Origin of the sequence: Burkholderia sp. MSMB1459WGS, assembly GCF_001534535.1 — a bacterium.
Taxonomy (GTDB): domain Bacteria; phylum Pseudomonadota; class Gammaproteobacteria; order Burkholderiales; family Burkholderiaceae; genus Burkholderia.
Map to the genome: position 1 here is coordinate 114858 of NZ_LPMU01000005.1, position 14399 is coordinate 129256.

The window sequence follows — 14399 nt, forward strand, 5'->3', positions numbered from 1 at the left end:
GTTCCTCCGTTGGACGGTGCGATGCATACGATAACGCATCCACCAAACGCAACGGGCCGCCCCGAACTGGTCCGGAGCGGCCCGTCGTCAAGCGCGGTTCAGGCGCGCGCGCATGCTCAGCCGAGCTTCTTCTTCAGCAGTTCGTTGACCTGCTGCGGATTGGCCTTGCCCTTCGTCGCCTTCATCGCCTGGCCGATCAGCGCGTTGAACGCCTTTTCCTTGCCCGCGCGGAATTCCTCGACCGACTTCGCGTTCGCCGCGAGCACTTCGTCGATGATCGCTTCCAGCGCGCCGGTGTCGGAGATCTGCTTGAGCCCCTTCGCGTCGATGATGCGATCGGCCGCGCCTTCGTCGGTCGCCTTCTCGTCCCAGATCGTCGCGAAGATTTCCTTCGCGATCTTGTTCGAGATCGTGCCGTCGGCGATGCGCTGCAGCAACAGCGCGAGCTGTGCGGCCGACACCGGAATCGCGTCGATCTCGATGCCGTCGCGGTTCAGCTGCGACGACACGTCGCCCATCAGCCAGTTCGCGGCGATCTTCGCGTTCGCCGCGCCGGCCTTCGCGACCACCGCTTCGAAGTACGCGGCCATCGCCTTGCTCGACGTCAGCACGCCCGCGTCGTACGCGGACACGCCGTACTCGTCGACGAAGCGCTGCTGCATCGCGGCCGGCAGCTCCGGCATGCCGGACTGCACGCGCTCGACCCAGTCCCGGCCGATCACGAGCGGCATCAGGTCGGGATCGGGGAAGTAGCGGTAATCGTGCGCGTCTTCCTTGCTGCGCATCGAACGCGTCTCGCGCTTGTCCGGATCGTACAGGCGCGTTTCCTGCACGACTTCGCCGCCGTCCTCGATCAGCTCGATCTGGCGGCGCACTTCGTAGTTGATCGCTTCCTCGAGGAACCGGAACGAGTTCAGGTTCTTGATTTCCGCGCGCGTGCCGAACTTCTCCTGGCCGACCGGGCGCACCGACACGTTCGCGTCGCAGCGGAACGAGCCTTCCTGCATGTTGCCGTCGCAAATGCCGAGCCACACGACGAGCCCGTGCAGCGCCTTCGCGTACGCGACGGCCTCGGCCGCGCTGCGCATTTCCGGCTCGGTGACGATCTCGAGCAGCGGCGTGCCTGCGCGGTTCAGGTCGATCCCGGTCATCCCGGCGAAATCTTCATGCAGCGACTTGCCTGCGTCTTCCTCGAGGTGCGCACGGGTCAGGTTGACCGTCTTCTCGTACGCGGGCTTGCCGGCCTTTTCGTTGGCGGGCACCTGGATCGTGATCGAGCCGCCCTGCACGACCGGAATCTCGTACTGGCTGATCTGATAGCCCTTCGGCAGATCGGGGTAGAAATAATTCTTGCGCGCGAAGATGCTGCGCGGCGCGATGGTCGAGCCGATCGCGAGGCCGAAGCGGATCGCCCGCTCGACCGCGCCGCGGTTCAGCACCGGCAGCACGCCCGGCAGCGCCAGGTCGATCGGGCACGCCTGCGTGTTCGGCTCGGCGCCGAACTGCGTCGACGCGCCCGAGAAAATCTTCGAGACGGTCGACAACTGCGCGTGCGTCTCGAGACCGATAACGACTTCCCATTGAGTCATGCTTACACCCCCGCCGGAACTTGCTTGTGCCAGTCGGTCGCGCGCTGGAACGCGTCGGCGACCTGCAGCATCCGGGCTTCGTTGAAATAGTTGCCGATGATCTGCAGACCGACCGGGCGCTTCGCGTTCGCGCCCGCTCCGAAGCCGCACGGCACGCTCATGCCGGGCAGGCCGGCGAGGCTCACCGACAGCGTGTAGATATCGGCGAGATACATCGCCACCGGATCGTCGCCCTTCGCGCCGAGATCCCATGCGACCGTCGGCGACGCCGGGCCCATGATCACGTCGCAGGACTTGAACGCTTCCTGGAAATCGTTCGCGATGATGCGGCGGATCTTCTGCGCCTGCAGGTAGTACGCGTCGTAGTAGCCGTGCGACAGCACGTAGGTGCCGACCAGGATCCGGCGCTTCACTTCAGGCCCGAAGCCTTCGGCGCGCGACTTCTTGTACATGTCGAGCAGATCGCCGTATTGCGCGGCGCGGTGGCCGAAGCGCACGCCGTCGAAACGCGACAGGTTCGACGACGCCTCGGCCGGCGCGATCACGTAGTACACGGGGATCGACAGTTCCGTCTTCGGCAGCGACACCGGCACGAGCGTCGCGCCGAGCGCTTCGTATTGCTTGAGCGCCGCGTCGATCGCCGCGCGCACGTCGTCGGCGAGGCCGTCGCCGAAATACTCGTTCGGCAGCCCGATGCGCAGCCCCGCAAGCGGCTTCGCGGCGTCGTTGCCCGGCGCCCACGGCTGGCCGAGGTGGCGCGTGAAGTCCTCATCGTCGCGCTCGAGGCTCGTCGAGTCGCGCTCGTCGAAGCCGGCCATCGCGTTCAGCAGCAGCGCGCAGTCGGACGCGCTCTGCGCCATCGGGCCGCCCTGGTCGAGCGACGACGCGAACGCGATCATCCCGTAGCGCGACACGCGGCCGTAGGTCGGCTTGATGCCCGTCACGCCCGCGAACGACGCGGGCTGGCGGATCGAGCCGCCGGTGTCGGTGCCGGTCGCGGCCGGCGCGAGGCGCGCGGCAACGGCGGCCGAGCTGCCGCCCGAACTGCCGCCCGGCACCGCGTTCGTGTCCCACGGGTTCTTCACCGCGCCGAACGCGGAATTCTCGTTCGACGAGCCCATAGCGAACTCGTCCATGTTGGTCTTGCCGAGCGTGACCATGCCGGCCGCCTGCAGGCGGGCGACCACGGTCGCGTCGAACGGGCTCTCGTAATTCGCGAGCATCTTCGAGCCGGCGGTCGAGCGCCAGCCGCGCGTGACGAAGACGTCCTTGTGCGCGATCGGCAGGCCGGTCAGCGCGCCGCCCGCGCCGCGCGCGAGTTCGGCGTCGGCGGCTTTCGCCTGCGCGAGGGTGAGGTCGGCGTCGACATGGACGAACGCGTTCAGGTCGCGCGCGGCGTCGATCCGTTTCAGGTAGTGCTGCGCGAGCTCGACGGCCGAGCATTCCTTGGCGGCGAGCGCGGCGCGCAGTTCGGTCAGGCTTTTTGCGTGCATTGAGTGGTTTTCCTGGGAATTCTGGGTGGCGCGCGGCGCCGGACGGCCGGCGCGCTTGTCATCGAATGCTTACTCGATCACCTTCGGCACGAGATAGAGGCCGTCCTGGACGGCCGGCGCCGGACGCTGGTTGTCGTCGCGATCGACGACTTCCGTCACGGCGTCGTCGCGCAGGCGCTGCGCGACTTCCTGGATCTGTTCGATCGGGTGGGCGAGCGGCGCGATGCCGGCGGTGTCGACCGCCTGCATCTGCTCGACGAGGCCGAAGAATTCGTTGAGCTGGCCGAGCATGTGCTCGGCGTCGGCATCGGCCATTTCGAGTCGCGCCAGGTGCGCGATGCGTTTCACATCGGTCAGGGTCAGGGCCATGCGATCACCGGAAAAACAAGACTGCGCAGTGCGTCGAAAGCAGCACTGCGGCGGGGGGTTGGAGGGTGCGATCCCACCCTCAAAAATCGGGGCCGAAGCGGCAAAAATACCGCCCGTTTCGATTCAAATACCGAGAAATTATAAGGTATCATTACGCGTTCGACCCAAACCCGGCAGCCTTTTCCCGCACCGTTTCGCCCCTCTTCGGCAAGCCGTGCGTGCTTCGTGCGATCCCCGGTAGACATCACTCGCAGCTTCGTGCGCCGCGGCGGCCGCTTCCGCCACGCTTCCCGAGGCTGTTATTTTTTCCGCTGCCGCCCTCAGCGCTCGCTATGCAGGGCCGGCCCAGAGCGAAACAGGATTCTGAATGTTCGGTTTTTTGCGCAGCTACTTCTCCAACGATCTCGCGATCGACCTCGGCACCGCAAACACCCTGATCTACATGCGCGGCAAGGGCATCGTGCTCGATGAGCCGTCCGTCGTGTCGATCCGCCAGGAAGGCGGCCCCAACGGCAAGAAGACGATCCAGGCGGTCGGCAAGGAAGCCAAGCAGATGCTCGGCAAGGTGCCGGGCAACATCGAGGCGATCCGCCCGATGAAGGACGGCGTGATCGCCGACTTCACCGTCACCGAGCAGATGATCAAGCAGTTCATCAAGACGGCCCACGAGTCGCGCATGTTCTCGCCGTCGCCGCGCATCATCATCTGCGTGCCGTGCGGCTCGACCCAGGTCGAGCGCCGCGCGATCAAGGAAGCCGCGCACGGCGCCGGCGCATCGCAGGTCTACCTGATCGAGGAGCCGATGGCGGCCGCGATCGGCGCGGGCCTGCCGGTGTCGGAAGCCACCGGCTCGATGGTCGTCGACATCGGCGGCGGCACGACCGAAGTCGGCGTGATCTCGCTCGGCGGCATCGTCTACAAGGGTTCGGTGCGCGTCGGCGGCGACAAGTTCGACGAGGCGATCGTCAACTACATCCGCCGCAACTACGGGATGCTGATCGGCGAGCAAACCGCCGAGGCGATCAAGAAGGAAATCGGCTCCGCGTTCCCGGGCTCCGAAGTCAAGGAAATGGAAGTGAAGGGCCGCAACCTGTCGGAAGGCATCCCGCGCAGCTTCACGATCTCCAGCAACGAAATTCTCGAAGCGCTGACCGATCCGCTGAACCAGATCGTGTCGTCGGTGAAGATCGCGCTCGAACAGACGCCGCCGGAACTCGGCGCCGACATCGCCGAACGCGGGATGATGCTGACGGGCGGCGGCGCGCTGCTGCGCGACCTCGATCGCCTGCTCGCGGAAGAAACCGGCCTGCCGGTGCTCGTCGCGGAAGATCCGCTGACCTGCGTCGTGCGCGGCTCCGGCATGGCGCTCGAGCGCATGGACAAGCTGGGCAGCATCTTCTCGTACGAGTGATCGCCCAGTGATCGCCTAGGCAGTCCCGTTTGATATGACGCACCCGCGGCGTGGCCGGATCGCTCGTTCAGAACGAACCGCCGCGCCGTTTGCGCGTCTGAGCATTATTTAACCGATCACACGCGCCCGGCGCCGACCATGGAATACAGTCCGCCGCCCCTCTTCAAGCAAGGTCCGCCCGCGCTCGCGCGGCTCATCTTCTTCGTCGCCCTCGCCATCGCGCTCCTCGTGTCGGACGCGCGCTTCAGCACGCTCGAAATCGTCCGCGGCGTGCTCGGCACCGTGCTCTATCCGCTGCAACGCGCGGCGCTCGTCCCGCGCGACCTGTTCATGGGCGCGGCCGACATCGCCGTCACCGGCGCGTCGCTGCGCCACGAGAACGACGACCTGCGCAAGCGCAACCTGCAGCTGTCCACGCAGGCCAACCAGGCCGCCGTGCTCGCGCAGGAAAACGCGCACCTGCGCGCGGTGCTCGAGCTGCGCCAGCACATCGCGACGCAATCGACGCCGGTCGAGATCCAGTACGACACGAGCGATCCGTTCACGCAGAAGATCGTGGTCGGGCAAGGCTCGCAGCAAGGCATCCAGGACGGCTCGCCCGTCGTCAGCGAGGACGGCGTGGTCGGCCAGGTAACGCGCGTGTTCCCGCTGCAATCCGAAGTCACGCTGGTCACCGACCGCGATCTCGCGATTCCCGTGCAGGTGCTGCGCACCGGCCTGCGCAGCGTGATCTACGGCACGCCGAAGGGCGATTCGCTCGACCTGCGCTTCGTGCCGACGAGCGCGGATCTCGTCGCCGGCGACGAGCTCGTCACGAGCGGCCTCGACGGCGTCTATCCGCCCGGCCTGCCGGTCGCGAAGGTCGTGCGCGTCGACAAGCTCGCCGATACCGCGTTCGCCCGCGTGACGTGCGCACCGGTCGCGGCCGTGCGCGGCGCGCGCCAGATGCTCGTGCTGCATTACCGGAACGACATCCCACCGCGCCCGGCCGAGCCCGATCCCGCCGCCGACAAGAACGCGAAGGGCAAGAAGGGCGCGAAAGCCGCCGCGAAGGCCGAAAAAGCCGACAAGGCCGAGAAGGCCGACGCGAATGCGAAACCGGCCGCCGCGGCCCAGCCGGCCGTTGCGAAACCGGCGCCGGCCCCCGCCGCGCCGGCCAAGCCCGCCGCGGGGCAATCGGGAGCCCAGCGATGAACCGCCCGCAATACATCCTGCAGCCGGTCAATCCGTACTTCATCGTCTTCAGCCTCGCCGCCGCGTTCCTGCTGAACCTGATGCCGTGGGGCCGCCTGCCCGGCGTGCCCGATTTCGTCGCGCTCGTGCTGCTGTTCTGGAACGTCCACCAGCCGCGCAAGGTCGGGATGGGCGTTGCGTTCGCGCTCGGCATCCTGATGGACGTGCATGACGCGGGGCTGCTCGGCGAGCACGCGCTCGCCTATACGCTGCTGTCGTACGGCGCGATCACGATCCACCGCCGCGTGCTGTGGATGCCGATCGGCGTGCAGGTGCTGTACGTCACGCCGCTGCTGGTCGGCGCGCAGCTCGTCCCGTTCGTGATCCGCCTGATGATGGGCGCCGCGTTCCCCGGTTGGCGCTATCTGGTCGACGGTTTCGTCGAAGCCGCGCTGTGGCCGATCGCGAGCCATCTGCTGCTGATGCCGCAACGCCGCCCGGTCGACCCGGACGATACGCGCCCGATCTGAGCCGGACCGACCTTGAATACCCGCCGCCCCCACGCCCGCCGCGCGCCGCGCTCCGGGGCGGCACCTCGCCTGCGCCTGCGCGCGGGCCAGATTGCCCTTAAATGACCGAATTCAACGACACCCAACAGCAGCTCTCGAGGTTCCGCCTGCGCGTCGCGGCGGCGGGCGTGTTCGTGTTCGTCTGCTTCGGGCTGCTCGCGAGCCGCTTCTTCTACCTGCAGCTGATGCAGCACGGCAAATACGCGCTGCAGGCCGAGGAAAACCGTATCTCGGTCGCGCCGATCGTGCCGAACCGCGGGATCATCACCGATCGCAACGGCGTGATCCTCGCGAAGAACTACTCGGCGTACACGCTCGAGATCACGCCGTCGAAGCTCGACGACACGCTCGACAACACGATCGACAAGCTGTCCGAGATCGTCCCGATCGACGCACGCGACCGCCGCCGCTTCAAGAAGCTGCAGGAAGACTCGAAGAACTTCGAGAGCCTGCCGATCCGTACGCGCCTCACCGACGCGGAAGTCGCGCGCTTCACCGCGCAGCGTTTCCGGTTCCCCGGCGTCGACGTGCGCGCGCGGCTGTTCCGCCAGTACCCGCTCGGCATGACGGCCGCGCACGTGATCGGCTACATCGGCCGGATCTCGAAGCGCGACCAGGATCGCATCGACGCGATGAGCGACGACAACGACAGCGACCAGGAACACTACGATCCGCGCCGCGACGCGAACAACTACAAGGGCACCGATTACATCGGCAAGATCGGCGTCGAGCAGAGCTACGAAACCGAGCTGCACGGGCTGACCGGCTTCGAGGAAGTCGAGGTGACGGCCGGCGGCCGGCCGGTGCGCACGCTGTCGCGCACGCAGGCGACGCCCGGCAACAACCTCGTGCTGTCGCTCGACATCGGGCTGCAGCAGGTTGCCGAGCAGGCGTTCGCGGGCAAGCGCGGCGCACTCGTCGCGATCGAGCCGAAGACGGGCGACGTGCTCGCGTTCGTGTCGTCGCCGAGCTTCGACCCGAATTCGTTCGTCGACGGCATCGACCAGCAGACCTGGGACGAGCTGAACAACTCGCCCGACAAGCCGCTGCTGAACCGCCCGCTGCACGGCACCTACCCGCCCGGCTCGACGTACAAGCCGTTCATGGCGCTCGCCGGCCTGACGCTCGGCAAGCGCACGCCGGGCTGGGGCTTCCAGGATCCCGGCTACTTCACGTTCGGCGGCCACACGTTCCGCAACGACGTGCGCTCGGGCCAGGGCTGGGTCGACATGAACAAGGCGATCATGGTGTCGAACGACACCTACTTCTACATGCTCGCGCGCGACCTCGGCGTGAACGCGATCGCGAACTTCATGAAGCCGTTCGGCTTCGGCCAGATCACCGGTATCGACATCCAGGGCGAGGCGCGCGGGATCCTGCCGTCGACCGACTGGAAGAAGAAGGCATTCAAGAAGGCCGCGCAGCAGAAGTGGTTCGACGGCGAGACGATCAGCCTCGGGATCGGCCAGGGCTACAACTCGTTCACGATCCTGCAGCTCGCGCACGCGACCGCGACGCTCGCGAACAACGGCGTCGTGATGAAGCCTCACCTCGTGAAGGAAGTCGAGGATCCGATCTCGCGCGCGCGCCACCTGACCGTGCCGAAGGAAAGCGACGTGATCCCGCTGAAGGCGGCCGACATCGACGTCGTGAAGCGCGGGATGGAGAACGTGATCGAAAACCCGTCCGGCACCGCGTACAAGGTGTTCCGCGGCGCGCCGTACCTCGCTGCCGGCAAGACCGGCACCGCGCAGGTATTCTCGCTGCAGGGCTCGAACTACAAGGGCCACCTGCTCGCCGAACACCTGCGCGACCACGCGCTGTTCATCGCGTACGCGCCGGTCGACCACCCGCAGATCGCCGTCGCGCTGGTCGTCGAAAACGGCGGCTGGGGCGCCCAGGCCGCCGGCCCGATCGCGCGTCGCGTGCTCGACTACTATCTCGTCGAGCGCCAGAACCCGAAAAACGAAGCTGCGGCCGTGGCCGCCGCGGCGTCGGCCACCGAGCCGGTGAGCGCGCCCGTGGTCGGCGACACCTCGAAGCCCGCCACCATCGCGGCCGGCTTCACCGCGCTGCCGCAGCCGGTCGTGCCGTCGGCGGCCAGCGCGGCCGAGGCGGCATCGGCCGCATCGGCGGCCTCCGGTACGGCCGGCGCCGGCGCCACTGCCACGCCGCCGGCCGACGCGAGCGCCGCGGCGCCAATGGCCGCAAGCCTGCCGCCGATCCGGCGCCCGCACCGGCCGCGCCGGCCCGCGAGCGACGCGCAACCGCTCGTCGCCGCGCCGCGGGACGACAACCACCGTGCGACGGCCCCCGCGAAAGCGGCGGACGCCGGCACCGCTCATTGACGGAGAAAGGCATGCAATTCGACAAGCGCGCCTGGCTCGACAAGATCAAGCAGATGTTCGCGGGGTTCGACCGCCCACTCGCGCTCATCGTGTTCCTGCTGCTGTGCGTCGGCATCGTCACGCTATACAGCGCGTCGATCGACGTGCCGGGCCGCGTCGAGGACCAGTTGCGCAACATCCTGCTGACGTTCGTGCTGATGTGGGTGATCGCCAACATCCCGCCAACCACGCTGATGCGCTTCGCGGTCCCGCTCTACACGTTCGGGGTCACGCTGCTGATCGCCGTCGCGCTGTTCGGGATGACCAAGAAGGGCGCGAAGCGCTGGCTGAACGTCGGCGTCGTGATCCAGCCGTCGGAAATCCTCAAGATCGCGACGCCGCTGATGCTCGCGTGGTACTACCAGCGTCGCGAAGGCGGGCTGCGCTGGTACGACTTCGTCGCCGCGTTCGGGATCCTGCTGGTGCCGGTCGGCCTGATCGCGAAGCAGCCCGACCTCGGCACGGGCCTGCTCGTGTTCGCGGCCGGCTTCTTCGTGATCTACCTCGCCGGCCTGTCGTTCAAGCTGATCGTGCCGGTGCTCGTCGCGGGCGTAATCGCGGTCGGCTCGATCGCCGTGTTCGAAGAGCGCATCTGCCAGCCCGAAGTGCAGTGGCCGCTGATGCACGATTACCAGAAGCACCGTGTGTGCACGCTGCTCGATCCGACGTCCGACCCGCTCGGCAAGGGCTTCCACACGATCCAGGCCGTGATCGCGATCGGCTCGGGCGGCGTGCTCGGCAAGGGCTACTTGAAAGGCACGCAGGCGCACCTCGAATTCATTCCGGAGAAACACACCGACTTCATCTTCGCGGTGTTCTCGGAGGAATGGGGGCTCGCCGGCGGCCTCGTGCTGCTGACGCTGTACATGGCGCTGATCGCGCGCGGGCTCTACATCGCCGCGCAGGGCGCGACGCTGTTCGGCCGGCTGCTCGCGGGCTCGCTCACGCTCGCGTTCTTCGTCTACGCGTTCGTCAACATCGGGATGGTGAGCGGCGTGCTGCCGGTCGTCGGCGTGCCGCTGCCGTTCATGAGTTACGGCGGCACCGCGCTCACGACGCTCGGCATCGCGATCGGGATGATCATGAGCGTCGGACGGCAGCGGCGGCTGATGAAGAGTTGAGCACGCGGCCCGCACCGCGGCACACGAAAACGGCGCTCCGGCGCCGTTTTTCATTGGGCGCGGGTACTTACTGCGTCGGCGCGTGCGGCTTGCCTTGTTCCGCGCCGGCGCCCGACGCCGGCATCGGCGCCTTCAGCCGCGCGCTCAACTCCTTGAATTTCAGCTCGGCCGTCTCGTCGCCCTGCGCGGCCGCCGCCGCATAATACGCGCGTGCGATGTTCAGGTTCTGCGCGACGCCGTCGCCGCCGCGCTCGTAGAACGACGCGGTCACGTACTGCGCGATGGGCTCGCCCGCGTCGGCGGCCTGCTTGTACCACGCGAACGCCTGCCGGTTGTCGCGCGGCGTGCCGCGCCCGTCGAGGAACTGGTTCGCGAGCGACAGCTCGGCCTGCACGTGCCCCTGCTTCGCGGCCCGCAGGAACCAGCGATGCGCTTCGGCCGGGTTGCGCGCGACGAACTCGCCGTCGTCGAACATCCGGCCGTATACGTACTGCGCATGCGACATGTTCGCGTCCGCCGCCCGCTTCAGCCAGCGCAGCCCTTCGTCGACGTTCGCCGTCACGCCTTCCCCGGTCAGCAGCATCATCGCGTAGTTGAACTGCGCGAGGCGATCGCCACGCTCGGCCGCATCGTGGAATTGCACCAGCGCCGCGCGATAGTCGCCGGCGTTGTAGTCGGCGACCGCCGATTGCGTTTCGTGCGACGGATCGGGCTTCGCTTGCGGTGCGCCCTGTGCGACGGCCGCCGCACACACGGCCCACAGGCCGACCATCGCCCCGAGCCGCGCGCGCCGGCGGCACGCACCGTCTGCGCCGTTCATGACCGCACCTCCTGCAACGCCTGCCGCGTCGCGCGCAGCAGCCAGCTCACGTCGGCCGACACCGTGATCATCCGGTAACCGGCCTCGCGATACTGGCGCGCGGCCGCCGTGTCGCCGGCGAAGATGCCGACCGCGACGCCGGCCTGCTTGCCGGCCGCGAGCACGCGCGCCATCGCGGTTTCGACGTCCGGGTGACGGATATCGCCGAGATGCCCGAGGCTCGCCGCGAGATCGGCCGGGCCGACGAACAGGCAATCGACACCGGGCGTCGCCGCGATCCGCTCGACTTCGTCGACGCCGCGTGCCGATTCGACCTGCACGATCACCGCGACCTGCGCATTCGCCGTCTGCAGGTAGTCGCGACGCATGCCGAACGCCGCCGCGCGCACCATGCCTGCGACCCCGCGCAGCCCGTCGGGCGATTCGGGCGACGGAAAGCGCGTGAGCCGCACCGCGTGCGCGGCGTCGTCGGGCGTCTCGATACACGGGAACATCAGCGTGCGCGCGCCGGCGTCGAGCGCGCGCTTCACGAGCCACGGCTCCCGCGCCGGCACGCGAACGACCGGTTCGCTCGGTAGGTGCGCCGCGGCGATCGCGCGCAGTTGCGACGCCACGTCGCGACTGTCGTTCGGCGCATGCTCCATGTCGATGCAGAGCCAGTCGTAACCGGCATGCGCGAGCGCTTCCGCGGCCGAGTCGCTGCCGAGCGACAGCCACAGGCCGTACAGCGGCTCGTCGCCGTCGCGCAGGCGTTGTTTGAGGGAATTGGTGAGCGTGCTCATCGATACGGCCTCCGGAACGGAACGGCAATCGAACGGGACAAGCAACAGGCGAAGCGAAACGCGCGCCGCCGGGCAATCGAAGCATGGCGGCGGCGGATCGCGCGCCGGAGAACGTGAGTCGGATCGGGCCGGCCGATCTGACAGCGCGGGCCGCGAAATCGCTCACGCGAGCGTTTTCCGGTGCCGCACGACGATCATAGCGCGGCGGGGTGCTCGATGCGGGAACTGACGGGGAAGCCGTACCGGCACGGCGCGGAGGAAGGCGAGCCGGCGGCGGCAGCGACGAGGCGGCCCACGCCGGACGGCGGGGCTGCCTCGCGGGAGGGCAGGGTCAGCGGCCGGGCTGGCGCTCGACGTCGGCCCAGCAGTTCGGCGTCTCGTACAGGCGCACGCGCTCGAGGCGCAGGTTCACGCCGTAGTGCGCGTCGTACACGTTCGCGAGGAGGTCGAACGCGATCGCCGCGAGGTTCTCGACGGTCGGGATCCGGTCGAGCACGACGGTCTTGTGGTCGGCCATCTGCTCGAGGAACGAGCGCACGACCTCGTCGCGCGCATAGACCAGGAACGCGTGGTCCCACTTGCTGACGAGATGCTCGACCGCGAGCGCCTTCACGTCGGCGAAATCCATCACCATGCCGCGGTCGGGCGCCCCCTCGGTATCGACGAGATCGCCGCGCAGCGTGATTTCGAGCACGTAGCGATGGCCGTGCAGGTTCCTGCACTGGCTGCGGTGATCGGGAATGCGGTGGCCCGCGTCGAATTCGAGTTTTCGGGTAATCAGCACGATGTCAAAAGCCGTGGCTCAGGGAATGTTCAGATATTTATGGGTCTGCATCGACAGCCGCCACTGCGGATGACGCTTGCACCAGTCGATCGCGAGCTTCGTGTTGAGGTCGCGCGACGGGCCGTCCATCGGCTGCACGAGAAAATACTCGAAATCGAGCTTCGCGTAGTCGGCCAGCCGCTGGTTGTCCTGCGGAACGACGACCTTCAGTTCGTTGCCCTTCGTGACGACGAGCGGCGCGTCGGCCTTCGGGCTCACGCAGATCCAGTCGATCGATTCGAGCACCGGCAGCGAACCGTTGGTCTCGATCGCGATCTCGAAGCCCGCCGCATGCAGCGCGTCGACGAGCGGCTGGTCGAGCTGCAGCATCGGCTCGCCGCCCGTGCAGACAACGAAGCGGTGCGCTTCGCCCTCCGGCCACAGGCCGGCGATCGTCGCGACGAGCGCCGCGGCGTCCTTGAACTTGCCGCCGTTCTCGCCGTCGGTGCCGACGAAGTCCGTATCGCAGAAGCGGCACACGGCCTCCGCACGATCCTCTTCGCGGCCCGACCACAGGTTGCAGCCGGCGAACCGGCAGAACACGGCCGGCCGGCCCGCATTCGCGCCCTCGCCCTGCAACGTGTAGAAAATTTCCTTGACCGCGTAAGTCATCGTGCTTCGTCCGGCTTGCGCCGCTCGTTGTCGATCAGAATCTGTTAGTCCATCAAGCGCTGCCCGCGCAGCCGCGTCACAGCGGCGCTTCGGTCACCCGCTCGCCCTTCAGGTAAGCCTCGTAGCCGCGCTTGCGCAGCTTGCAGGCCGGGCATTCGCCGCAGCCGAAGCCCCAGTCGTGCAGTTCCGCGCGCTCGCCCACGTAGCACGTGTGCGTCTCGACGCGGATCAGTTCGACGAGCGCCTCGCCGCCGAGCTGTTCGGCGAGCTGCCAGGTCTGCGCCTTGTCGAGCCACATCAGCGGCGTCTCGAGCACCATGCGCGTATCCATCCCGAGATTCAGCGCGACCTGCAGCGCCTTCATCGTGTCGTCGCGGCAGTCCGGATAGCCCGAAAAGTCGGTCTCGCACATCCCGCCAACCAGCACGCGCAGCCCGCGGCGATAGGCGATCGCGGCGGCGATCGTCATGAACATCAGGTTGCGGCCCGGCACGAACGTGTTCGGCAGGCCGTTTGCCGCCGTCTCGATCTCGATCGTGCGCGTCATCGCGGTATCGCTGATCGCGCCGAGCACCGACAGGTCGATCATGTGATCGTCGCCGAGCCGGTCCGACCACGCGGGAAACTTGCGCTTCAGCGCTTCGCGCACGCCTTCGCGACACTCGAGTTCGACGCGATGGCGCTGACCGTAATCGAAGCCGAGCGTCTCGACCGTCTGGTAGCGTTCGAGGGCCCATGCCACGCACGTGGCCGAGTCCTGCCCGCCGGAAAACAACACGAGCGCGCCGTCTTTAGCGTCTGTCCGAATCACCGTGATACTCCGTGAATGTGTAGGCTCGCGTCGCACTGCGCCCCGAGGCCGGCTGCCGCCGGGCGGCCCGACGCGGCCGGCCTGCGCCGGCTCGACCAGTATAGGCAGCGCGGTCGGCCGCGAATGCGGCGGCGCGCTTATACCGCTCATCGCGCGGCATCGTTGCCGCGCGCCACGGCAGGCGCACTGCGGGCGGCCTGCCATGCGCATGAAGCGATGCGCTAAGTCATTGAGCGGGCACGGATTTTATCATGCCCCGGCGAATGCTGCCGGGCTCGCCGCCCACGGCACGCAATACCCATCACAAACGAAAAACCCCAAGAACCTTCCGATTCTTGGGGTTTTAAATGCTGGTGGCCTGGGACGGAATCGAACCATCGACACGCGGATTTTCAATCCGCTGCTCTACCAACTGAGCTACCGGGCCAACGAAGAATGA

The 14399-nt window shown here is 67.6% G+C and carries 13 protein-coding genes and 1 tRNA gene; 5 read left to right on the forward strand and 9 right to left on the reverse strand.

The window, feature by feature from the left end:
- Positions 1-116 precede the first annotated feature (116 nt).
- The 3 genes from gatB to gatC all read right to left on the reverse strand — a co-directional run bounded on the left by gatB (position 117) and on the right by gatC (position 3451).
- Complete coding sequence (gene gatB, locus WT97_RS02195; protein WP_059791078.1) at positions 117-1589, reverse strand: Asp-tRNA(Asn)/Glu-tRNA(Gln) amidotransferase subunit GatB; 1473 nt, start codon at positions 1587-1589, stop codon at positions 117-119.
- A gap of 2 nt (positions 1590-1591) precedes the next feature.
- Positions 1592-3082, reverse strand: coding sequence for an Asp-tRNA(Asn)/Glu-tRNA(Gln) amidotransferase subunit GatA (gene gatA / locus WT97_RS02200; RefSeq protein WP_059791080.1), 1491 nt, complete (start codon positions 3080-3082; stop codon positions 1592-1594).
- A gap of 69 nt (positions 3083-3151) precedes the next feature.
- Entirely contained in the window at positions 3152-3451 is a 300-nt protein-coding gene (gene gatC, locus WT97_RS02205) for an Asp-tRNA(Asn)/Glu-tRNA(Gln) amidotransferase subunit GatC (protein WP_006485929.1), read from the reverse strand.
- Between the two features lie 367 nt (positions 3452-3818).
- On the opposite strand from gatC, the gene WT97_RS02210 reads away from it, so the two are divergent.
- The 5 genes from WT97_RS02210 to rodA all read left to right on the forward strand — a co-directional run bounded on the left by WT97_RS02210 (position 3819) and on the right by rodA (position 10112).
- Entirely contained in the window at positions 3819-4862 is a 1044-nt protein-coding gene (locus tag WT97_RS02210; RefSeq protein ID WP_004189550.1) for a rod shape-determining protein, read from the forward strand.
- A 138-nt stretch (positions 4863-5000) separates the two neighbouring features.
- Positions 5001-6056 carry a rod shape-determining protein MreC gene (gene mreC / locus WT97_RS02215; protein ID WP_059791082.1) on the forward strand — a complete coding sequence of 352 codons (1056 nt, stop codon included), beginning with the start codon at positions 5001-5003 and terminating at the stop codon, positions 6054-6056.
- The gene (mreD, locus tag WT97_RS02220; protein ID WP_059501424.1) at positions 6053-6565 is read left to right on the forward strand and encodes a rod shape-determining protein MreD; all 513 of its coding nucleotides are present in this window, start codon (positions 6053-6055) and stop codon (positions 6563-6565) included. The genes mreC and mreD overlap by 4 nt, the downstream gene beginning before the upstream one ends.
- A 101-nt stretch (positions 6566-6666) precedes the next feature.
- Positions 6667-8952 (forward strand): penicillin-binding protein 2, encoded by a 2286-nt coding sequence (gene mrdA, locus WT97_RS02225; RefSeq protein ID WP_059501426.1) that lies wholly within the window; start codon positions 6667-6669, stop codon positions 8950-8952.
- Between the two features lie 11 nt (positions 8953-8963).
- Positions 8964-10112 carry a rod shape-determining protein RodA gene (gene rodA, locus WT97_RS02230; protein WP_034208688.1) on the forward strand — a complete coding sequence of 383 codons (1149 nt, stop codon included), beginning with the start codon at positions 8964-8966 and terminating at the stop codon, positions 10110-10112.
- 67 nt (positions 10113-10179) lie between these two features.
- Here the strand turns inward: rodA and WT97_RS02235 are convergent, their stop codons facing one another.
- The 6 genes from WT97_RS02235 to WT97_RS02260 form a co-directional block, all read right to left on the reverse strand.
- Entirely contained in the window at positions 10180-10932 is a 753-nt protein-coding gene (locus WT97_RS02235; protein ID WP_059791083.1) for a tetratricopeptide repeat protein, read from the reverse strand.
- Positions 10929-11714 (reverse strand): HpcH/HpaI aldolase/citrate lyase family protein, encoded by a 786-nt coding sequence (locus WT97_RS02240; protein WP_006495381.1) that lies wholly within the window; start codon positions 11712-11714, stop codon positions 10929-10931. The genes WT97_RS02235 and WT97_RS02240 overlap by 4 nt, the downstream gene beginning before the upstream one ends.
- A gap of 331 nt (positions 11715-12045) precedes the next feature.
- Positions 12046-12498, reverse strand: coding sequence for a 6-carboxytetrahydropterin synthase QueD (gene queD / locus WT97_RS02245; RefSeq protein WP_027785754.1), 453 nt, complete (start codon positions 12496-12498; stop codon positions 12046-12048).
- 18 nt (positions 12499-12516) lie between these two features.
- On the reverse strand, positions 12517-13149 hold the full coding sequence (gene queE / locus WT97_RS02250; protein ID WP_006482565.1) for a 7-carboxy-7-deazaguanine synthase: 633 nt from the start codon (positions 13147-13149) through the stop codon (positions 12517-12519).
- Positions 13150-13225: 76 nt separating this feature from the next.
- Positions 13226-13960 (reverse strand): 7-cyano-7-deazaguanine synthase QueC, encoded by a 735-nt coding sequence (queC, locus tag WT97_RS02255; protein WP_059501429.1) that lies wholly within the window; start codon positions 13958-13960, stop codon positions 13226-13228.
- Between the two features lie 351 nt (positions 13961-14311).
- A tRNA-Phe gene (locus tag WT97_RS02260) sits at positions 14312-14387 on the reverse strand.
- Between the last annotated feature and the right edge of the window lie 12 nt (positions 14388-14399).